Origin of the sequence: Mesorhizobium sp. M0563 (assembly GCF_040321065.1) — a bacterium.
GTDB lineage: Bacteria > Pseudomonadota > Alphaproteobacteria > Rhizobiales > Rhizobiaceae > Mesorhizobium.
On the sequence record NZ_JAMYQV010000041.1, the window covers coordinates 1 to 20,769 of the forward strand.

The 20,769-nt window shown below is 63.5% G+C and carries 24 protein-coding genes; 5 read left to right on the forward strand and 19 right to left on the reverse strand.

The window, feature by feature from the left end; translation table 11 throughout:
• Positions 1–604 precede the first annotated feature (604 nt).
• The 9 genes from NKI50_RS30070 to NKI50_RS30110 form a co-directional block, all read right to left on the reverse strand.
• Positions 605–1,240, reverse strand: a complete 636-nt coding sequence (locus NKI50_RS30070; protein ID WP_023722697.1) for a YceH family protein — start codon at positions 1,238–1,240, stop codon at positions 605–607.
• Positions 1,237–1,857, reverse strand: a complete 621-nt coding sequence (locus NKI50_RS30075) for a nucleotidyltransferase domain-containing protein (protein ID WP_352718596.1) — start codon at positions 1,855–1,857, stop codon at positions 1,237–1,239. Before NKI50_RS30075 ends, NKI50_RS30070 begins: the two co-directional genes overlap by 4 nt.
• Positions 1,858–1,897: 40 nt before the next feature.
• The gene (locus tag NKI50_RS30080) at positions 1,898–2,050 is read right to left on the reverse strand and encodes a DNA polymerase beta superfamily protein (RefSeq protein WP_352588046.1); all 153 of its coding nucleotides are present in this window, start codon (positions 2,048–2,050) and stop codon (positions 1,898–1,900) included.
• 6 nt (positions 2,051–2,056) lie between these two features.
• Entirely contained in the window at positions 2,057–2,836 is a 780-nt protein-coding gene (locus tag NKI50_RS30085) for a succinate dehydrogenase iron-sulfur subunit (RefSeq protein WP_023722699.1), read from the reverse strand.
• Complete coding sequence (locus NKI50_RS30090; RefSeq protein WP_352643749.1) at positions 2,836–3,273, reverse strand: DUF3052 domain-containing protein; 438 nt, start codon at positions 3,271–3,273, stop codon at positions 2,836–2,838. Before NKI50_RS30090 ends, NKI50_RS30085 begins: the two co-directional genes overlap by 1 nt.
• A 323-nt stretch (positions 3,274–3,596) precedes the next feature.
• Positions 3,597–5,435 (reverse strand): succinate dehydrogenase flavoprotein subunit, encoded by a 1,839-nt coding sequence (gene sdhA, locus NKI50_RS30095; RefSeq protein WP_352643748.1) that lies wholly within the window; start codon positions 5,433–5,435, stop codon positions 3,597–3,599.
• A 3-nt stretch (positions 5,436–5,438) separates the two neighbouring features.
• Positions 5,439–5,834 (reverse strand): succinate dehydrogenase, hydrophobic membrane anchor protein, encoded by a 396-nt coding sequence (gene sdhD, locus NKI50_RS30100; protein WP_352643747.1) that lies wholly within the window; start codon positions 5,832–5,834, stop codon positions 5,439–5,441.
• A gap of 1 nt (position 5,835) precedes the next feature.
• On the reverse strand, positions 5,836–6,255 hold the full coding sequence (sdhC, locus tag NKI50_RS30105; RefSeq protein ID WP_352643746.1) for a succinate dehydrogenase, cytochrome b556 subunit: 420 nt from the start codon (positions 6,253–6,255) through the stop codon (positions 5,836–5,838).
• Positions 6,256–6,497: 242 nt separating this feature from the next.
• Complete coding sequence (locus NKI50_RS30110; RefSeq protein WP_352481039.1) at positions 6,498–6,869, reverse strand: hypothetical protein; 372 nt, start codon at positions 6,867–6,869, stop codon at positions 6,498–6,500.
• Positions 6,870–7,120: 251 nt separating this feature from the next.
• Between NKI50_RS30110 and NKI50_RS30115 the strand changes: the two genes are divergently transcribed.
• Positions 7,121–7,480 carry a hypothetical protein gene (locus tag NKI50_RS30115; protein ID WP_031195239.1) on the forward strand — a complete coding sequence of 120 codons (360 nt, stop codon included), beginning with the start codon at positions 7,121–7,123 and terminating at the stop codon, positions 7,478–7,480.
• On the opposite strand, the gene NKI50_RS30120 is transcribed toward NKI50_RS30115, so the two are convergent.
• Both NKI50_RS30120 and NKI50_RS30125 read right to left on the reverse strand, forming a co-directional pair.
• Entirely contained in the window at positions 7,464–8,684 is a 1,221-nt protein-coding gene (locus NKI50_RS30120) for a GGDEF domain-containing protein (RefSeq protein ID WP_352643745.1), read from the reverse strand. The two genes, NKI50_RS30115 and NKI50_RS30120, sit on opposite strands and share 17 nt — an antisense overlap.
• 76 nt (positions 8,685–8,760) lie before the next feature.
• Entirely contained in the window at positions 8,761–9,957 is a 1,197-nt protein-coding gene (locus tag NKI50_RS30125; RefSeq protein WP_352718601.1) for a GGDEF domain-containing protein, read from the reverse strand.
• Positions 9,958–10,051: 94 nt separating this feature from the next.
• Here NKI50_RS30125 and NKI50_RS30130 point away from each other — a divergent pair, with 94 nt between their 5' ends.
• Positions 10,052–10,429: a hypothetical protein gene (locus NKI50_RS30130; RefSeq protein ID WP_352718604.1), complete on the forward strand. Its 378-nt coding sequence runs from the start codon at positions 10,052–10,054 to the stop codon at positions 10,427–10,429.
• A 58-nt stretch (positions 10,430–10,487) separates the two neighbouring features.
• Here NKI50_RS30130 and leuC read toward each other — a convergent pair whose 3' ends face one another.
• The 5 genes from leuC to rplS all read right to left on the reverse strand — a co-directional run bounded on the left by leuC (position 10,488) and on the right by rplS (position 15,322).
• A complete protein-coding gene (leuC, locus tag NKI50_RS30135; protein WP_352718605.1) occupies positions 10,488–11,897 on the reverse strand; it encodes a 3-isopropylmalate dehydratase large subunit in 1,410 nt (469 codons plus the stop codon).
• A gap of 250 nt (positions 11,898–12,147) precedes the next feature.
• Positions 12,148–12,783, reverse strand: coding sequence for a class I SAM-dependent DNA methyltransferase (locus NKI50_RS30140; RefSeq protein WP_352643741.1), 636 nt, complete (start codon positions 12,781–12,783; stop codon positions 12,148–12,150).
• A gap of 51 nt (positions 12,784–12,834) precedes the next feature.
• Positions 12,835–13,650: an amino acid ABC transporter permease gene (locus NKI50_RS30145; protein ID WP_352643740.1), complete on the reverse strand. Its 816-nt coding sequence runs from the start codon at positions 13,648–13,650 to the stop codon at positions 12,835–12,837.
• A gap of 76 nt (positions 13,651–13,726) precedes the next feature.
• The gene (locus NKI50_RS30150) at positions 13,727–14,524 is read right to left on the reverse strand and encodes a transporter substrate-binding domain-containing protein (protein WP_031195240.1); all 798 of its coding nucleotides are present in this window, start codon (positions 14,522–14,524) and stop codon (positions 13,727–13,729) included.
• Between the two features lie 258 nt (positions 14,525–14,782).
• Positions 14,783–15,322 (reverse strand): 50S ribosomal protein L19, encoded by a 540-nt coding sequence (gene rplS / locus NKI50_RS30155; protein WP_023722714.1) that lies wholly within the window; start codon positions 15,320–15,322, stop codon positions 14,783–14,785.
• Between the two features lie 367 nt (positions 15,323–15,689).
• Here rplS and NKI50_RS30160 point away from each other — a divergent pair, with 367 nt between their 5' ends.
• Positions 15,690–16,442 carry a sulfite exporter TauE/SafE family protein gene (locus tag NKI50_RS30160; RefSeq protein WP_023722715.1) on the forward strand — a complete coding sequence of 251 codons (753 nt, stop codon included), beginning with the start codon at positions 15,690–15,692 and terminating at the stop codon, positions 16,440–16,442.
• Here NKI50_RS30160 and trmD read toward each other — a convergent pair.
• Positions 16,424–17,122 (reverse strand): tRNA (guanosine(37)-N1)-methyltransferase TrmD, encoded by a 699-nt coding sequence (trmD, locus tag NKI50_RS30165; RefSeq protein WP_031195242.1) that lies wholly within the window; start codon positions 17,120–17,122, stop codon positions 16,424–16,426. The two genes, NKI50_RS30160 and trmD, sit on opposite strands and share 19 nt — an antisense overlap.
• On the reverse strand, positions 17,119–17,718 hold the full coding sequence (rimM, locus tag NKI50_RS30170; protein WP_023722717.1) for a ribosome maturation factor RimM: 600 nt from the start codon (positions 17,716–17,718) through the stop codon (positions 17,119–17,121). The genes trmD and rimM overlap by 4 nt, the downstream gene beginning before the upstream one ends.
• A gap of 115 nt (positions 17,719–17,833) precedes the next feature.
• Between rimM and NKI50_RS30175 the strand changes: the two genes are divergently transcribed.
• Entirely contained in the window at positions 17,834–18,772 is a 939-nt protein-coding gene (locus NKI50_RS30175; protein WP_036245843.1) for a tyrosine recombinase XerC, read from the forward strand.
• Positions 18,773–18,856: 84 nt separating this feature from the next.
• The gene (locus NKI50_RS30180; protein ID WP_352588030.1) at positions 18,857–19,924 is read left to right on the forward strand and encodes a TraB/GumN family protein; all 1,068 of its coding nucleotides are present in this window, start codon (positions 18,857–18,859) and stop codon (positions 19,922–19,924) included.
• 603 nt (positions 19,925–20,527) lie between these two features.
• Here the strand turns inward: NKI50_RS30180 and NKI50_RS30185 are convergent.
• On the reverse strand, positions 20,528–20,769 hold a 242-nt coding region (locus NKI50_RS30185), incomplete at its 5' end, for a hypothetical protein (protein ID WP_352718609.1).

The window sequence follows — 20,769 nt, forward strand, 5'->3', positions numbered from 1 at the left end:
CACCACCGTGCCATGGCCGCTCGCCCTTCAGAGCAAGCGCCGTTCTCTCTCCAAAACTTTTTGCAGAACCTTCAGGACACTATCTTTTTGTCACACTGGCGGGCCTGACCGGTTGCCTGGCCGTCGGCCCGGCCGATGCCGCCGGCCAAGGCAAGGGGCGGACAGCCCGTTCGCGCCAGGGCTCGATACCACCAGCACTTGTCGGCAAATGGGGCTTTGCAGTCGCCAGCGGCGATTATTGCACGACGCTCGGCCATTGTGCGCCGGGCAGCGGCGGCAGCATCTCCTTCACCTTCAGCGCCAACGGGCGCACGCAATATGCGCTGTTCGAATCCTCGCTGGTCGACGGCTGCGGCCAAATCCAGTCGCTGACGCTGAAGACGGGCACGACGACCGTGCACGGCTCGACGCTGGTCTTCACGCCTAAGGCCGGAACCTACAAATCCGTCAATGGCTGCCGGCCCGATCTGACCGGCACCTGGAAGTTCGGCGCCGGCGACCTGAAGCCGGTCTCGCTGAGTTGGCAGCTGAATGGCCGGCAGTTGCGGCTGGTCGATCCGGGGGCGAGGCGAGCGGCGTCTACAGCAGGAGGTGAGGTCGCGATTCAGTGCCCCTCGCCGGTCAGCGCGTCGAGGCGGGCGCGCAATGCCGCGACCTCCTGCTCGAGGGCCTGCACGCGCATTTCCAGATCCGAGGCCGGCAAGGGCGATTGCTGGGGCGCCGCGGCAGCCGACAGCTGCACCGGCCCGCTGAGCAGTTGGACATAACGGTCCTCGCGCTGGCCCGGGCCGCGGTCGATCTGCTGCACCAGCGGCGGCCTGCGGCCGATCAGCAGATCGAGATTGCCGCGAAGCTCGTCGATCGACGGCAACCGTGCCATGCGCTCGCTTCGCGCCAGCAATTCATAGGCCGTCTGCGGGCCGCGCAGCAGCAACAGGCCGAGCAGCGCGATCTGCGCCGAGGTCAGGGAAAAGCGCTGCGCCACGACATGCTCATAGCGCTCGACGCGCGACGCGAACACCTGCCTGACCAGGCCCTTCTGCTCGAGCTGGCCAAGCGCCCTTCTAACCTCGGCAAGCTCGACCGACATTACCGGCTCGCGCGCCGTCTTCTGGTTGGCCGCGGCAAGTGCCGCATTGAGCGTCAGCGGATAGACGTCGGGCGTCAGCTCCTTCTTCTCGATCAGGCAGCCGAGCACACGCGCCTCGATGGGGGAGAGGATGGGAAGCTCATCGCTCATTGAAGTTCAGCCTCCCGGCGGTAAAAGTCGGTTGCAAGGACACGGTTTCGCGCCTGGCGGGCTTCATCCCGGATCACGCCGGCAAGGTTCATTTCGTGGTGACCATAGCGCGCCTCAAGATAGCGCGCGATCGCCGTCGGGATGAGACCGGTCCCCATTTCCCGCGTCTGGCTTTTGCGGTCGATCAGGCTGCGGATTTCATCGCTTGCCTGCGCTGGCATCTCGATCTGGTCGATGCACTCGCCAAGGTTCATCGGCGGTAGACCGGCGAGGCCGCGCTGCTCCATCCAGTCCAACGCGACCAGTGGTCGAATGAGATAGAACAGCTTCTTCAGCTTCACCTCGCCGGAAAAGCTGCCGATCTTGGCAACATGTGAACGCGCCAGGCCGAGATAGTGACGCGCTACTTTTGCCGGATCGACGATCTCGGCAAGCAGGTCGAGAAGGCGCCGCCGAAATCCCGTGACCTCTTCGTAGACGATTGATGATTTTGCCCATTCGACGATGACGGCATTGCCGCCGAGCCCGAGCAGCAAGGCCTTGCGCAGATCCCAGCCGCCGGCATCGATCTCGCCTTCGATGGGAAATTCGATCACGTCGCGTGCCTGTTCCAACACAAGGTGATCCGATGCCGGCCTGACATAGACGAAACGGCAGTCATAGTCGCTGTCGGGAGACGGGAACCCCCCAGGCGCGGCTGCCGCTTTCGATGGCGAACAGGATCGTCACGCCTTGCGTTCGCACGACATCGAGTCGCGCCCGGATCGCCGCGACGGCGTCAGATGAAAAATCGGCAGGTAGCTGCTTCATCTGCTGCTAAACCCGTCGCTCCACCATCATCTTCTTGATCTCGGCGATCGCCTTGGCCGGGTTGAGCCCCTTGGGGCAGGTCTGGGCGCAGTTCATGATCGTGTGACAGCGATAGAGCCGGAACGGGTCTTCGAGATTGTCGAGCCGCTCGCCCGTTGCCTCGTCCCTGGAATCGATCAGCCAGCGATAGGCCTGCAGCAGCGTCGCCGGGCCGAGATAGCGCTCGCCGTTCCACCAGTAGCTCGGGCAGGAGGTCGAGCAGCAGGCGCACAATATGCACTCGTAGAGCCCGTCGAGCTTTTCGCGGTCCTCATGGCTCTGCAGCCATTCCTTGGCCGGCTCGGGCGACACCGTCTTCAACCACGGCTCGATCGAGGCGTGCTGGGCGTAGAAATTGGTGAGGTCGGGCACAAGGTCCTTGACCACTTGCATGTGCGGCAGCGGGTAGACCTTGATCGCGCCGGAAATGTCGTCGCAGCCCTTGGTGCAGGCCAGCGTGTTCGACCCGTCGATGTTCATGGCGCAGGAGCCGCAAATGCCTTCGCGGCAGGAACGGCGCAGCGTCAGCGTCGGGTCGATCTTGTTCTTGATCCAGAGCAGCGCGTCGAGCACCATCGGCCCGCAATCGTCCATGTCGACGAAATACGTGTCCATGCGCGGGTTCTCGTCATCGTCCGGCGACCAGCGATAGATGCGGTATTCGCGCAGGTTGGTCGCGCCCTCCGGCTTCGGCCAGGTTTTTCCGGCCATGATCTTCGAGTTTTTCGGAAGCGTGAGTTCGACCATTATCTCAGGTCCTTTCGGATGACGAGCTTCAGCCCGGACCAGATCCCGTTTATGGCGGCGACCTTGACGTCGACGAGGTCGAGCTTCAGCGCCTCGGGGCGGATAACGTCCTCGGTGACGTCGGTCGGCACTTTCGATGCCTTCTTTGGCCACGACACCCAAACCATGCCGTGCCGCTTAATCGCCGCTTCTACGTCGCCAAGACGGTCCTCGATTTCGACACGCCGCCGGGCGAAAGCATGCACGGCATCGTATTTCTCATGAACGCCTGAAATCGCTGACCAGTTGGCCAGCCGGTCGAGCTCGGCAAAGTCCACTGCTTCGGCAAGGTCGTCCAGCTCGGGCGGCAAGGCGACGAAGGCGGCAATCATCCCGTCCTTCAGGCCGAGCTTGGCCGGAAGGGGCGTGCCGGAATATCCCGTTGTCGTCAACGCCACCCTATTTCTCCGCGTGAACGTAAAGGGAATTTACGAATCCCGTACAACTGCCGTATACGCGCACTTCCACGGCTTTCCCCACGATTTGCCTTCTCGCGGCCCGGGCTGGCAAATGCCCGTCCCCTACGCAACTAACCGGCCCGTTGCCTTTCTCGAACCAAAACCTGTTTGACGATTGCGCGCTGGAGGCGTCCCTCCAAACCGGGATGTCGTTCACTGACTTTGATATTTTATCAGCGTTATCATAAACATAGACGGTATCAGCCGACGTTGCGCAGCCGCTGACGGCAATGGAAAGCATCGCGACCGCCAGCAGCCTCATCTCAATACACCCTGGCCTTTGGCGCGATTTTGGCCGGATTGATGCCGCCGTCTGCCTCCTTGAGCAGCGTCTCGGTGTGCACCGGCCGGTAGCTGAGCGCCACCTCGCCGGCCTCGTTGAGCCGGGCCAGCGTGTGCTTGCGCCAGTTCGCGTCGTCGCGGGCCGAAAAGTCCTCCCGCGCGTGCGCCCCGCGGCTTTCCTTGCGCGCTTCGGCGCCATAGACGGTGGTGATAGCGTTGGCCATCAGGTTTTCCAGCTCCAGCGTCTCGACCAGGTCGGAGTTCCAGATCATCGAGCGGTCGAACACCTTGACGTCGCCGAGTTCACCCCAGATCTGCGAAATGCGCCTGCAGCCGCTTTCCAGCGATTCCTGGGTGCGGAACACCGCAGCGTCCTCCTGCATCGCCTTCTGCATCTTTTCGCGTAAAACCGCTGTCGGCGTCGAGCCGTTGGCGTGCCGCAGCCGGTCGAAGCGGTCCATGATCTTTTCGACGGCGGCCTCGTTTGGCGAGGGGATCGCCGATGTGCGGTCGATCACCTTGCCGGCCCGGATCGCCGCCGCACGGCCGAACACCACCAGGTCGATCAGCGAATTCGAACCCAGGCGGTTGGCGCCGTGCACCGAGGCGCAGCCGGCCTCGCCGACGGCCATCAGCCCGGGCAACACCTGGTCCGGGTTCAAGGCGGTCGGGTTGAGCACCTCGCCCCAGTAATTGGTCGGCACGCCGCCCATATTGTAATGGACGGTCGGCAGCACCGGGATCGGCTCCTTGGTCAGGTCGACGCCGGCAAAGATCTTTGCCGATTCCGAAATACCCGGAAGCCTCTCGTGCAGCACGGCCGGGTCGAGATGGTCGAGATGCAGGAAGATGTGGTCCTTCTTCGGGCCGACACCACGGCCTTCGCGGATCTCCAGCGTCATGCAGCGCGAGACCACGTCGCGCGAAGCAAGGTCCTTGGCCGACGGTGCGTAGCGCTCCATGAAGCGCTCGCCTTCGGAATTGACGAGATAGCCGCCCTCGCCGCGCGCGCCCTCGGTGATCAGGCAGCCGGCGCCGTAGATGCCGGTCGGGTGGAACTGCACGAACTCCATGTCCTGCAGCGCCAGGCCGGCGCGTGCGGCCATGCCGCCGCCATCGCCGGTGCAGGTATGCGCCGAGGTGGCCGAGAAATAGGCGCGGCCATAGCCGCCGGTCGCCAGCACCACCATCTTGGCCGAAAAACGGTGGATGGTGCCGTCGTCGAGGTTCCAGGCGACGACGCCGGTGCAGGTGCCGTCCGGCTCCATGATCAGGTCGAGCGCGAAGTACTCGATGAAAAACTGCGCATTGTGCTTCAGCGACTGACCGTACAGCGTATGCAGCATGGCGTGGCCGGTGCGGTCGGCGGCAGCGCAGGTGCGCTGCACCGGCGGCCCTTCGCCGAAATTCATCATCATGCCGCCGAACGGCCGCTGGTAGATTTTCCCGTCCTCGGTGCGGCTGAAGGGAACGCCGTAATGCTCGAGTTCATAGACCGCCGCCGGCGCCTCGCGCACCATGTATTCCTGCGCGTCGGTATCGCCCAGCCAATCCGAGCCCTTGACCGTGTCGAAGAGATGCCACTGCCAGTTGTCGGGGCCCATATTGGCGAGCGAGGCGGCGATGCCGCCCTGAGCGGCGACCGTGTGCGAGCGCGTCGGGAAAACCTTGGTGATGCAGGCGGTGCGCAGGCCCTGCTCGGCCATGCCGAGCGTCGCACGCAGGCCGGCACCGCCGGCGCCGACGACCACGACGTCGAATTTGTGGTCGACATAGCTATAGGCGGAAGCCGTATTGGCGTTCTTCGCGTCCTTGGCCAAAAATCAGCCTCCAAATGCCAGTTTAAGCAGCGCGAAGACCGAAGCGACGCCGACGACTACGGGAAAGAATGTGTTGAGCGCGAGCAGCGCCAACCTGGTGCCCTCGCCATGCACATAGTCTTCGATGATCGCCTGCATGCCGAGCCGCATGTGGTAGAGCACCGACAACAGCACCAGCGCCAGCACCAGTGCCACGAACGGATTGGCAAGTGCGGCGCGCACCTCGAGATAGCTGGCGCCGTTGAGTGCGATCAGGAAGCCGACGAAGAACAGGACAAGCGGGATGTTGGAGATCGCCGTCAGCCGCTGGCGCCAGAAATGGCCGGTGCCCTCGCGGGCCGAACCGAGGCCGCGGACCTTGGCCAGCGGCGTGCGCATGTCGGTGTTCTTGCCGCTCATCTCAGGCTCCTCGCGCCATGTAGCCGGCGATCCAGATCAGCAGCGTCAGCGTGACCGAGCCGGCCAGCGTCGCCCAGGCGATCCTCGAGGCCGTATGCTTTTCCAGCCCGGCCCCCGTGTCCCAGATAAGATGGCGCACGCCGCCCAGCATGTGGTGCATCAGCGCCCAGCTGTAGCCGAACAGCACCAGCCGCCCGAGCCACGAGCCGAAGGCCCAGTTGACGGCATTGAAGGTCGCCTCCGAACTCGCCGCCGCCATCAGCCACAGCGCGACCAGCAGCGTGCCGAAATAGAGCGCCCCGCCGGTGATGCGGTGGACGATCGACATCGTCATGGTGATCGGCGGCCGATAGACGGTCAGATGCGGCGAAAGCGGCCGTTCACGTCTGGTAAATTCGCGGGTGGCTGGTGATTTGCTCATGGCTCCCCCAGTTCGGCGTCTCTGGAGCCTCAGGTGGAAATGCGGCATTACCGCTTCCGGTTGCGACTTCGGACAGCCGGTTTCTAATGCTCTTTTTGCACCGCGTCAAAGCCGGAAAACCGTTTTGAAAACGTAATTTAGTCTGATGAAAGCGAAGGTTTCAGCTTCAATCGATTAGGGCGGTGGCCTTGAGCCGGCACAATGTCGCTGCACTGCAAAATATGGCTGCCGCGCCGGGTCGATCAGCGTGTACAGGCCACCGGTGAGGCGCCGCCCTTCATCACCAATGCGTCGCGCCCGTCGATCACAATTGCGTCATGCGCCTCGCCGTACCGGCTGGTCTGATTGGCGGGTGAGGCCGGCAGCTCGGAGCTGGTGCCGTCCGGGCCGAGCACACGCACCGACGTGCCGAGATTCTCGATGGTCATCATGCTCCCGTCGGCGCATTTGTAGGTCGCCGTGCGCGGCTGCGGTGTCGATTCGGTTGGAGTGATCGCGACAGAAGCGGCCACTGTATTCCCGAGCTTGGGCGCACTGGTCTGCGGCGTGCAGGCGGCGGCAGCCAGCAGCGAGGAGACGGCCAGCGCTATTCGAAACGTGCGGCGTAATCTCATATGCTGCTTCCCCGCGCCTCGAAACCGGCCGCGATGCCCCGGCAAGCCGCCGGATTTCATGCTTTTTGAGTCGCGCTCGATGCCGGCGATGGTGGGAACAAGCATGGCCGAATGATGGCCGGTGGCCGCTCGAATATTAACCATGTTTTCCGAGACCTCGCGGCGGCGGCGGTTGCCCTCTTAACAAAGGTTAATAAAAGGTTAATTTCTGATTCGAGGAGGCTTGCCTCTCAGCAATGGAGCAGCTCGCCATGCATTCGAATTCAGCAAGATCGTGCCTTCGTGGGTTCCTATTGGCGGCGCTCGCCGTCGGCATCGCCGCACCGGCATTCGCCGGAACGCGCCACCACGACCGCGTCTATGCCGATTCCTTCGGCAACCTAGTCATCGAAAGCGCCGCCGGCTACAAGCGCATCCTCGTCGGCGAGGGCAAGCTGGCCAAGGAATTGTCCGACTACACCAGCGCCGGCCAGCCCGAGGTGATCTATGAAAACGACTCGGATGAGGTCCGAAACGGCGACTGCTACAGGCCGCCGGTTTTCGTGAAGGGCCGCAGCTATATGTACGGCCTCTCCGACGGCGAGATGCCGGAGCTCAGCCCGTGCCGCTGACGGCCGCGCTGCCGTTTGTCGCCGGCGCCGGCTGGGCAGCAGCCGGCCCGGCCGAGACACGCACGCAATCGCGGCCGCTGCCCTTCGCCTGATAGAGCGCTTTGTCGGCGCGCCGCAGCAGGTCGGAAAAGCTTTCGCCCGGACCAAGCTCGGCAATGCCGAAGCTGGCGCTGCAGCGATGATCCGCCGGCAGGCAGTCGATGGGCGTGGCACCGAAGGCGGTACGCGTGCCCTCGGCAAAGAGCCGGGCGGCGGCTAGATTGGTCCCCGGCAGGAAAATAGCGAATTCCTCGCCGCCGATCCGGCCGGCGACATGATGGTCGGCCGCGGCATCGCGGAGAAAACCGGCAAAGGTCTCGATGACCCGATCGCCGGACGCGTGGCCGTACGTATCGTTGATGCGCTTGAAATGGTCGAGATCGGCAATGACCAGTGCCGCCGAGACAGCCCGCCGCATGGCGTCGCGCAGTGCGATCTCGGCATGGCGCTCGAAGCCGCCACGGTTGAGCAGCCGTGAAAGCGTATCGGTTTCCGATTTCGACGTCGCCTCGGCGAGCACGTCGCGGACCAGGATAGCCAACGTCACCAGCGCAAGCGCCAGGCCGAACACGGTGCCGATAGACTGCGACACCAACGCGTAGCTGGTCTGCGCATAAGATTGCGGGTTGGCGCCCCAGCCGCCAAGCGTATGGGCGATGAAGGGTTTGCTGGCGAACTGCAAGGTGCTGGCTGCCAGGACAGCCATCAGCATATAGTCGAGCCGCTCGCGTCTTTGCCTGGACGACAAGACGATCGTCAGCCCGGTGAATTGCATAGCCGCATAGGGAAGCTGGTAGGCCGCCATTCGCACAAAGGATTGACGTGGCAGGTCCTGTACGAAGTAGACCGCCACGGTGGCGAAGACCAGGAAGAAGAGCATCGGCGGCCAAGGGCGCGAAACGCCGTATTTATGGGCAAGCCCGCCATTGAAGGCGACGGTAGCGCCAAGGAAAGCGGCAAAGGCTGCGACAACCACGGGTCGTGCATTGTCGAAGGCAGGGATGCTGAATTCGATGGCGAAATAGGCCATGCCCAGTACATAGCCGAACGCAAGCCAGCGTGCCGACACCCGTCCTGCGTCATAGACGGCGATCGTCATGAAGGCCGCCGCCAGCAGCCCGGCAACGAACAGGTTGATCACCAGGATGAAATTGGCGCTGCCCATTGCGTTTTTGGCACTCCCCCCGAACAGCAAATCACCAAGCGCGAAAAAGACGTTAATTCGAAGCCGCCGCTGACGCTCAGCCAGCACTGGTCCGATTGGGAAGGACGACCGTTTCAGGCCGCTGATAGGACAGGCATATGCTGTCGCGGCCACTCCTTTTGGCTTTGTAGAGCGCTTCGTCGGCGCGGCGCATCAGCGGGTCCAGCCCTTCGTCGCTGGTGCGGGCGGCCACGCCGAAGCTCGCGGTCACTCTTGTGTCGGGCGGAAGTCCGTCGATTCTGCCCGCCGAATAGAGCGTGCGAATGGCTTCGGCAAACAATCTTGCCGCGCCAAGGTCGTTGAGCGGCAACAGCACGGCGAACTCTTCGCCGCCGATACGGCCGGCAACGCCGCCCGTACCTGCAGCCGATAGAAGCTTGGCAGCGAAGTCGGCGATGACGCGATCCCCGGCCGCGTGGCCATGCTGATCGTTCAGCGCCTTGAAATGATCGAGATCGGCAAGCACCAGCGCAACCGGCAATTGCGCCGTTGAACAGTGCTGCAGGACAAGCATGGCGCGCTCCTCGAAGCCGCGGCGGTTGAGCAGGCCCGATAGTGGGTCCGTCAGGGTTTCGGTCTTCAGGGCCTTCATCACATCGAGCGCGGCGGCGCCGAACGGGCAAAGCGCGATAAGCAGCGACAGCAGCGCATGCGACAGCAGTGCCGTCGTCCAATAGGACGAGGAGTAAAGCCCTTCATAGCTGGCAAATGGACCATGCGCGATGACGACGGCAAGGGTCCGCACCAGGAAGTTCAGGCCGGAAAGCAGCGACAGCACGAACAGGATCATTTCCGTCGGGCCGTTGTTGCGCACCACGCGCAGCTCGGCGGCGACAACCAGGCTGATGCCGCCGAAGCTGAAATTGATGGCAAGGATCCGCCAGGTGATATCCGGCCGGGCAAAGAGAAACCATGAGACCGCGGCAAGGCCGCCGGCCGCCAGAATGCCGATCGCTGGATACGGCACGCGCCGCCCGTAGCGCGCGATGACCGCGCCGGCGAGACAGCAGGTCGCGAAGGTGAAGCATAGGATGGACATGAGCTTGGTCGGCGCCATACCGACCGGCAGCGTGAAATACTGGAGCAGGAAGCCTGCGGCCGAGGCCGAGTAGCCCGCCGCCAGCACGATCAGATAGGGACGGTGGCGCTGATAGAACCACAGCACGAGAAATGCCGCGCCGAGTGTGAGGGCGATGCCTGGATTGAGCAGCGCTATGAGCAGGCCGGTGTCCAAGCGCTGTAAGTTCCCCTCGCTTCCCCTGAGGAGACATTAGAGCGGAAGCCCAAACAAGCGGTTAAGCGGAGGCGAATATACGACGGATTCATCGGTGAAGCTGCTGGACGGAACCGGGAACGGCGGGCGGCGTTTCACGACGGCAACCAGGAGACGCTCTGATGGCCGACACGATCATGCTGACGATCACGATGCAATTCGCTCAAGGGCCGCGGCGCGCGCCGGCTTTCCGGCGATCGTCGACGTGTCGCCTGAAGCCGGAACCCAGGCCATGCTGAGGCTGGTCTTCGGCCAGCACGCCTACCAGGATCAGGACGAGGCCGAACGCCCGATCAATGCCGGCGGCTATGAACTGGTCGAATGGGACGAATGGTTCAAGCTCTTCGACGAGCGCCAACTGGCGCTGGTCGTCGCAAAGGACCAACCCGGCCGCCGTGAGGGATTCCACGAATTCGTCAGGCGCCCCAGCTGAAGAAATGCCCGAACCGCACTGCGGCTCGGGCAACTCATATCCGACTGCGTGCCCTGCGCTATTTCCACTCGCGGATATCGACGAAATGGCCGGCGATCGCTGCTGCTGCCGCCATTGCCGGCGACACCAGATGGGTGCGGCCCTTGAAGCCTTGGCGGCCCTCGAAATTGCGGTTCGAGGTCGAGGCGCAGCGCTCATGCGGCTTCAGCCGGTCGTCGTTCATGGCAAGGCACATCGAGCAGCCCGGCTCGCGCCAGTCGAAACCGGCGGCGACAAAGATCTTGTCGAGACCTTCGGCCTCGGCCTGTTCCTTGACCAGGCCGGAGCCCGGCACGATCATCGCACGGACCCGCGGATTGACCTTTTTGCCCTCGATCACCTTGGCGGCGGCGCGCAGATCCTCGATGCGGCCATTGGTGCAGGAGCCGATGAAGACGCGATCGAGCTCGATATCGGTGATCTTGGTGCCCGGCGTCAGGCCCATATAGTCGAGCGCGCGTTGCTTGGAGGTGCGCTTGTTCTCATCAGTGATGTCGTCCGGGTTCGGCACGATGCCCTGGACCGAAACGACGTCCTCGGGCGAGGAGCCCCAGGAGACGATCGGCGGCAGCTTTGCCGCGTCGAGCACGACCACCTTGTCGAAATGCGCGCCTTCGTCGGACTGCAGCGTCTTCCAATAGGCGAGCGCGGCATCCCAGGCTTCGCCCTTGGGGGCGCGCGGCTTGTCCTTGACATAGGCGAAGGTGGTCTCGTCGGGCGCGATCAGGCCGGCGCGGGCGCCGGCTTCGATCGACATGTTGCAGATCGTCATGCGGCCTTCCATCGACAGCGCACGGATCGCTTCGCCGGCATATTCGATGACATAGCCGGTGCCGCCGGCCGTGCCGATTTCGCCGATGATGGCAAGGATGATGTCCTTGGCGGTGACGCCTTCCGGCAGCGCGCCGTCGACACGCACCAGCATGTTCTTTGCCTTGCGCTGGATCAGCGTCTGCGTCGCCAGCACATGCTCGACTTCCGAGGTGCCGATGCCATGCGCCAGCGCGCCGAACGCGCCATGCGTCGAGGTGTGGCTGTCGCCGCAGACGATGGTCATGCCGGGCAGCGTAAAGCCTTGCTCCGGCCCGATGATGTGGACGATGCCCTGGCGGATGTCCTTCTCGGAATAGTATTCGATACCGAAATCCTTGGCGTTTTTGGCCAGCGCCTCGACCTGGATGCGGCTTTCCTCGTTCTTGATTCCAAACTTGCGTTCCGGCGAGGTCGACACATTGTGATCGACCACGGCCAGCGTCTTTTCCGGATGCCGAACCTTGCGGCCGGTCATGCGCAGGCCTTCGAAAGCCTGCGGGCTGGTGACTTCGTGGACGAGGTGGCGGTCGATGTAGAGCAGGCAGGTGCCGTCGTCCTGGCGGTCGACCACATGGTCGTCGAAAATCTTGTCGTAGAGGGTGGGCGGTGCGCTCATTTGCGTAAATCCGTCGATTTAAAAAAAGGAAAAGGACGCCGGTCGGCCCGGCGAAACAGCCCGGCGAGTCTGCCTTAGCTAAGTCGGCTGGTCAGCGCCCCGCAGACGCGCGCCGAAAATCGCGACGGCAGGCGTTTTCTGTCCTGCAGCACGAAACCCTTATAGGCCGGATCGCCAAAAAGCTCTTCCATGGCGCTGCTCTTATCAATGTTTTGGCTTTTCAGCAATCGTGGCGGCCTTCGCAGGCGCTTCACAGCACCTCGAACACAAACGTCTTCACCAGCGCGTCGGGCTCGGCGATCGCATAGCAGCGGAACCATGGGCTCTCCTCGACCGGCCGCCATTTTTTCGCCTGCTCCAGTTCGTCAAACACGGCTTGAAACCCGCCGCTTTCAAATACCTGGTCACGGACGGTGAAGATGGCGTGGCCGCCCTTCCTGGTGATGCGTACCAGTTCACGCAGGCCGGACGCCGGCGCGTGGCTGATGGTGAACACGCCGGTCGAGAAGAAGGCGCAAAAATACCCGTCCGCCCAGGGCAATGGCCCGCCGAGCATCGCCTGTTTCAGCTCGCTGTAGGCCTGCCGGCTGCCGGCGATTTTCAGCATGTCCTGCGACAGGTCGAGCCCGGCAATATGGTGGTAGCCGAGTGCCTTCAGCGACGGCCCCGACAGGCCGGTGCCGCAGCCGGCGTCCAGCAGCGGCCCTTCGCCTGACGGCACGTGGCGCGCCACCCAGGCGGCGATCAGGAACGGCAGGAGATAGCCGAGCGCCGCGGTTTCGCTGTCATAGGTCGCAGCCCATTGCGCATAGGCTTTGGCGAGCGCCTCAGGCGTGTCGGCCGTGTAGACTGCTTCTAGCGCCGCATTGGCTTTGTCGATGATCATGGTTCTCCCCGGTCGCATTCGTTCGATGGTAGCGCCGTTTTCGCCTGCCTTCTATTCCCCATGCCGGTGCCGCAGCCGCTTCTCCAGCGCCCGCAACGCCAGCGACAGACCGACGGTCAGGATGAGATAGATATAGGCGACGATCGAATAGGTTTCGAAGAAGCGGAACGAACCGGCGGCGTAGATCTTGCCCATCTGGGTGATGTCGGCGACGCCGAGCACCGAGACCAGCGAGGAATCCTTGACCATGGCGACGAAATCATTGCCGAGCGGCGGCAGGATGGTGCGGATCGCCTGCGGAAAGACGATCAGCCGGAAGCGCTGCGTGCGCGTCAGCCCGAGCGCCTTCGCCGCCTCGATCTGACCCTTCTCGACCGCCTGGATGCCGGCGCGGAAGACCTCCGAGATGAAAGCGGAATAGCCGATGGTCAGCGCCATGATGGCGCGCCATAGCAGCGACACGTCGCGTACCAGCAGCTCACCGAACAGGCCGGCGCTTTGCAGCGGCGCCGTCAGCGCGTTCCATGCCGCGACGAAGGCCGGCGCGCCAGCAAAGGCGATCCAGAACAACAGCACTAGGATCGGCACGCCGCGGATGATCTCGACGTAGAAGCGGGCGATCTGGCTGAGCCAGCGTGAGCCCGACAGCCCCATCAGCGCCACGCCAAGCCCGATGGCGCAAGCCAGCGTGAAGGCGACCACGGTGACGAAGATGGTGACGCCGATGCCCTTGGCGACGGTCGCGAACACCTGGGCATAGAGGTCGCTGGCGGCGATGAAGATGGCGGCGGCCAAGGCGATCGTCACTGCCACGGCAAGCCACCACGGGAAGTCGGATTTGGCGGAGGCTGGGGGCGCCGGCGGCATCAAGCAATACCGGTGACAGAGTCGCCCAGAGTCAGCACGAGTTCCCGCGCATCACCCGGCACCCGCGACAAAAGTCCTACTGCCCCATCTTGTAGTCGAGGAACCACTTCTTGTTGAGCGCGTCGAGCGTGCCGTCGGCCTTGAGCGCGGCGATTGCCGCGTTGACCGGCTTCACCAGGTCGGAGCCCTTGGGGAAAATGAAGCCGAAATCCTCGGTGCCGAGTGGGCCGCCGATCAGCTTAAGGCCGCCATTGGACGCATCGACATAGCCCTTGCCGGCAGTGCCGTCGGTGAGCACGACGTCGACGTCGCCGGACTTCAGCGCCTGCACCGTCGCGCCGAATGTCTCGAACAGCTTGATGCGCGGATTCTGTTCATTGCCGTCGAGGACGCTGTAGACCGCGGTGTAGAACGGCGTGGTACCGGCCTGCGCGCCGATCAGCCCGTCCTTGAAGGCAGCGAACGTCTTGGCATCGCTGAAGCGCTTCTCGTCGCCGCGCACCAGCATGAACTGTTCCGAGCGCATATACGGGTCGGAGAAATCGACCTTCTGCTTGCGGTCGTCCTTGATGGTGATGCCGGTCATGCCAATGTTGTACTGGTTGTCGGAAACCGCCTGGATCATCGCGTCCCAGGAAGTATTCTGGTACTCGACCTTGAAATTCAGCCGCTTGGCGATCTCGTTCATCGCGTCATATTCCCAGCCGATCTGCTTGCCGGTCTTGGCATCGATGAACTGCAGCGGCGGATAGGCGTTTTCCGTCACCACCACCACTTTCTTGCCGCCGAGGTCGGGCAACACCTGCGCCATAGCCGCGACAGGCACAAGAAGGCAAGCCAGCAGGCCGGCCAGCAGCAGTTTCGAATTGATCATGACTATGCTCCCCAGGAACTGAACCGCCTCGATCGGCCGAGGCATGCAGGAAAATCCGGCGCCGACTTTAGCTTTCCGCAGGCGCCTTGCAAGCCGCTCCGATGCGCCGCTCGGCACGAAAATGGATTTCCGATGCTTTCAACGACGGCATTACGGAACGATCCGTATCGATTGCGGGACTGGCAAAATCGAATCCACCTCGCGAAACAAAAAGGCGGCCGAAGCCGCCTTTCCGAAAACATGGGTTTTGAAGACGCCTTATTCGGCGGCAGCTGTTTCCGCGGCCTTGGCTGCCTCGTCGGCGGCCTTCTTCTCGGCGGCGTCCTGCGCTGCCTTCTCGGCGGCCAGCGCCTGGGCGGCGGCCACCTTCTCGGCCTCGATGCGCGCCTTCTCGGCGTTCAGCGCATCGCGCTCTTCGTCGTTCAGCTTGCGGGCGCGCACGCCGGTGTTTTCCGAAATACGGGCCGATTTGCCGCGACGATCGCGCAGGTAATACAGCTTGGCGCGACGCACCTTGCCGCGGCGCACGATCTCGACGCCCTCGACCATCGGCGAATAGACCGGGAACACACGCTCCACGCCTTCGCCGTAGGAGATCTTGCGAACGGTGAAGCTCTCCTGGAAACCGGCGCCGGCGCGGGCGATGACGACGCCCTCATAGGCCTGGACACGGGTGCGGGTGCCTTCGGTCACGCGGACCTGGACGCGCACGGTGTCGCCGGGCTGGAATTCGGGAAGCTTGCGCTTGGCTTCGATCTTGGCGGCCTGCTCGGCCTCGAGCTGACGGAGGATATCCATCTCATAAATCCACTTCTTGTTCTTCCGACAGTCAGAGCGTCCGACACTCGCCTTGCAGTCGCATCGACCGCTCGGCTATGCCCTTCGTTCGAGAACGTCTGTTCGAGAACATCGGGCAGGGGCGACTACACCGTCATTGTTGACGGGCCAGAAGATCGCTCTTGGCAGATTTTCTTCCGGTTCGGCGCGCACATACAGCTATTTCGGCGCTTTGTCACGCCTTCGCTGTTTCTTTTTTGGCGCTGCTTCTTTTGACTGGCGCCCGCTGTGGCAATCCCATGATCGCTTGTGGTCCAGGGGGTTGCGCCCGCGCGTCAAGCTTTCTAAGCCGGAAGATAAGCATTTTCCTCCAGCGACGACACCCCTCATGCCAATCTTGGACGCGGTCCTGCTCTTTCTCGCCGGCTTTCTATCAGGCGCGGTCAACGCAGTTGCCGGCGGCGGCACGTTCATAACCTTTGGCGCCATGACCCTGGCCGGCCTGCCGCCGATCGTCGCCAATGCGACATCGTCGGTGACGCAATTTCCTGGCTACATCACCTCGACGCTCGCCTATTGGCACGACATCAAGCATTTCTGGCGCGGCGCACTGCTGCTCAGCCTCATTTCGGCTTTCGGTGCGCTGTCTGGCGCGCTCATCCTTCTAGGGCTCGACAACCCGTCGTTCCGCGCCTTGGTGCCGTGGCTGCTGCTGGCGGCGACGGCGTTGTTCGCTGCCGGGCCATGGCTGAAGCCGGCGCCCAAGCCGGAGCATGAGGCCGCGGTGGGTTCGCTGGTCGGATCGCTGGCGCAGTTCGCCACTGCCGTCTATGGCGGCTTCTTCGGCGCGGGCATGGGCGTCATGATGCTGGCGACGCTCGGCCTCACCCAGTCCGGCGACTATCACCGGCTGAACGCACTGAAGAACATGCTGGCCGTTGTCATAGCTGCGGTCGCCATCCTGGTCTTTGTCTCCGGCGGCGTCATCGCCTGGCTGCAGGCGATCATCATGATCCCAGGCGGCGCGCTGGGCGGCTATGCCGGCGTCTGGATCGCCAGGCGCGTGCCACAGAACGCGGTGCGCGGCTTCGTCATCGCGGTCGGCCTGTTCCTGGCGTTTTACTATTTCGACAAGGGCTGAGCGGCCAAAAGATCAGGCCTTCGCTCTTTCGTCAGCTTTTCCGCCTCGGCCCGCCGCCAGGCGGCGATCTTCTTGTGATTGCCCGAAATCAGCACTTCGGGGATCGGCCGGCCCTCGAACTCCTGCGGCCGCGTGTAGTGCGGATGTTCGAGCAGGCCGTTCTCAAAGCTCTCTTCGTCGCCCGACACCGCATTGCCCATGACACCGGGCAGCAGCCGCACCACGGCGTCTAACAGCACAAGTGCCGCCGGCTCGCCGCCGGACAGGATGAAGTCGCCGATCGAGACTTCCTCGAGGCCTCGCGATTCGATGACCCGCTGGTCGACGCCTTCGAAGCGGCCGCAGACAATCACCGCACCCGGCCCGCCGGCGAGCTCGCGCACACGGCGCTGCGTCAGCGGCTTGCCGCGCGGGCTCATTAGCAGTTTTGGACGCAGATCGCCCGGCGGCGAGGCATGGTCGATGGCGCTGGCCAGCACGTCCGCCCGCATCACCATCCCGGCGCCACCGCCGGCCGGTGTGTCATCGACAGTACGGTGACGATCGCTGGCAAAGTCGCGGATCTGGATCGCCTTGAGCGACCAAATGCCGGTCTCCAGCGCGCGTCCGGCCAGCGACAGGCCGAGCGCGCCGGGAAACATCTCGGGATAGAGCGTCAGCACCGAAGCGGAAAAACTCACCGGTTGCCTCCGGCGTCCCGCGGCCCGCGCGGCCTGCCTTTGGGGTCGAAGCTGTCGCGGCCGGCAGGCTCGCCGTCCTCGTCCTCGACCAACCCTGCGGCGGCCGGATCGATGCGGACAAAGCCGCCGGCGATCGACACTTCCGGAACGGCGGCCTGCGTGAACGGGATGAGCACGCCTTTGCGCCCCGCCAGCGTCACGTCGAGAATGTCGCCGCCGCCGAAATTATGCACGGCGACGACCTTTCCGATGACCGCACCAGTGTCATCCTTGACCTCCAGCCCGACGAGGTCGGCATGGTAGAATTCATCCTCTTCGCCCTCATCCGGCAACACCGAACGGTCGACGAACAATTCGGTGCCGGCAAGCGCCTCCGCGGCATTGCGATCGCTGACGCCTTTGAAACGCACCACCACCACCGTGTTGGCAGGCCTGATATCGACGATCTGGAAGGCGCGGCCATCCCTGGCGTAGAGCGGACCGTAATCGGCCAGCGCCAGCGGGTCGCCGGTAAAGCTCTTGACGCGCAATTCGCCCTTGATGCCATGCGCGGCACCGATCACGGCCATCTGGACGGGGTTTTGCGGCTTGCTCATCTGCGGAAAATCCTTTGCCTTGCTCTAACCCCAGCCCGTCGTCATTTCAATGATGCCGCTCTTCACCGCTTCCTAACCCGCGTGCCGGAAGATGGCGGAGAACTGGAAGAGCGCAATGCAGGAATTCCTCATACCGGCAAAACCCGATCTACAGGCGGCGCGCGAGGCCTGGCTGAAGATGCTGGCGCGCGAACGACGGCTGTCGCCCGAAACCGTCGAGGCCTATGAGCGCGACACGCGCCAGTTCCTGCATTTCCTGACCGGCCATTGCGGCGGCTCGCCCGGCATTTCCGACATCGCCGATCTGCGCCCCGCCGATCTGCGCGGCTTTCTCGCTGCCCGCCGTACCGAGGGCGCCGGCGCCCGCACGCTCGGGCGCGGCCTAGCCGGCATCCGCTCGCTGCTGCGTTTCCTGGAACGGCGCGGCCTCGCCAATGCGGCAGGTGCGGCAGCCTTGCGCGCGCCGCGGCAGCCGAAATCGCTGCCCAAGCCGCTGACCGCAAGCGATGCAAAACACGTCGTCTCGGTGGAAGGCCAACTGGCGGAGGAGCCGTGGATCGCCGCGCGCAACGCCGCCGTGCTGACCCTGCTCTATGGGTCCGGCTTGCGCATTTCCGAGGCGCTCGGCCTGTCGGGCGCCGATCTGTCCTCGCCTGGTGAGACCGTGCTGCGCGTCACCGGCAAGGGCGGCAAGACGCGGTTGGTGCCGGTGCTGCCGGTGGCGCTGCGGGCGATTGCCGAATACCGCCGCTTGTGTCCCTATCATCTCGATCCCAAGGGCGTGCTGTTTCGAGGTGCCCGCGGCGGCCCGCTGAACCCGGCAATCGTTCAGCGCGACATGGCCAAGCTGCGCTCGGCGCTCAACCTGCCCGACACGGCGACGCCGCATGCGCTGCGCCATTCCTTTGCAACGCATCTGCTTGGGCGCGGCGGCGACCTGCGCACCATCCAGGAGTTGCTCGGCCACGCCAGCCTGTCGACAACCCAGATATACACCGGTGTCGACACCGCCAGGCTGCTCGAGATTTACGAAGCAGCTCATCCGCGTGCGTGATGGATGCTTGATTGGTGGCCATCTCGCAACAATTTTGATGCGCCGATTAACCGTTTTGCCGCTTTTTGCGCCTAGAACCGCAGCATGAAACGCCTCATCGCCATCGCCGACCGCGCGACCCATGTGTCGCTGAAGCTGCTTGTCGCGCTCAACGCCCTGTTTTTCCTCTCCTTCCTCATCATCGCGCTGCTCGCCGCAGGCAAGGCACGCGCCGAGATCCCGGTCTGCGCCGGTACCGATATGCTGGGCGCGCTGCAAAAGGACGACCCGGCCACCTACCGCAAGATCGAGGCGGACGCGGCAGTGACGCCGAACGGCAAGGGCCTGCTGTGGAAGCTCGAAAAATCAGGCGAAAAACCGTCTTTCCTGTTCGGCACCATGCACGTTACCGACCCGCGCGTCACCACGCTGCCGCCCGCCGCGCAGAAGGCATTCGATGCGGCTGGCACCGTCATCATCGAGACCACCGAAGTGCTCGACAAGCAGAAGATGATGGCCGCACTGCTGAAAGAGCCGGATCTGATGATGTTCACCGACAAGACGACGCTTTCGTCGCTGCTGTCGCCGCAGGATGCGGCGGTGGTCAACAAGGCGCTCGATGCGCGTGGCATCCCGCCAGCGACCGTCGCCAAGATGAAGCCCTGGTTGCTGTCGGCGATGGTGGCGCTGCCTGCATGCGAAGTCGCCCGCCAAGCTGGCGGCGCACCGGTGCTCGACGTCAAGCTTGCCAAGGACGCCGAGGCTTCGGGCAAATCAGTCGAGGGGCTGGAGACAATCGCCGACCAGTTGCGCGCCATGGCTTCGCTGCCGATCGCCTTTCACCTGAAGGGGCTGGTCGATACGCTGAAGCTTGGCGACAAGGTGAACGACGTCAACGAAACCATGATCGTGCTTTACCGGCGTGGCGACACTGGCATGTACGTACCGCTGTTTCGGGCCGTCATCCCCGAACAGGTCGACGACCAATCGGGTTACGCCGAATTCGAGCAGACCATGATCACCAGCCGCAACAAGGTGATGGTCGATCGGGCAGCGCCGATCCTCGCCCACGGCAATGTCTTCATGGCGGTCGGCGCCATGCACCTTCCCGGCGAGCAAGGCTTGGTCGAGGGTTTCCGCAAGACTGGCTATACGGTGACCGCCGTCAACTGAACAACACGGCGGAGTTGCACACCGAATCATTGCCGTGGCGCGACGGCGGACCACCCGCGCTTCGTGCCAAGAAACTGAAAAAGGTTCGGTTTGGCTCGATCGAACCCATTTTGCGGTGGAAATGCATGCCTGCAAGCGATTCCGGATCAGAATTGCCCTGTTTTCGGCGTTTTCAACGCCTAATGTGAAACCGATTCAACGATTGTACGTTGATGGCTATTACTTGATGTTTTTCATCCACGGAGGACACTTTTATGGCGAACACACCCAATCCGAACGACCCATTCACCTCACCGGGTACCGCACGGCCACGCGGCGGCGGCAGCGGCTGGCTGATTGCCCTGGTCGTCGTTATCCTGGCAATTGTCGCCTATTATGTTTTTGGAAGACGTAGCGAGGCACCTGCGCCTGCCGAACCGCCCGCAGCCAGCACACCGGCTCCGGCTCCAGCACCTGCCGAGCCGATGAAGCCAGCCGAACCGGCTCCTGCGCCAGCTCCGGCAACACCCGCTCCGGCTCCCGCTCCGGCAGAACCTGCACCCGCGCCAGCCCCGGCCCCGGCCCCGGCACCAGCACCGGCCCCTCAGTAATCAGACTGCCGACTTAATATATGAACGGCCCGCTGAAAGGCGGGCCGTTTTGTTTTTGGGAACAGCCGTCGATGGCTTCGTCATCCCAGGGCGGAGCGAACGCAAAGCGGAGCGCAGACCCTGGGATCCATGCCGTGACATCCGCCGAAGAATGCAGTGGTGCAGAATCACCGATAGTGTCCTGAAGGTTCTGCAAAAAGTTTTGGAGAGAGAACGGCGCTTGCTCTGAAGGGCGAGCGGCCATGGCACGGTGGT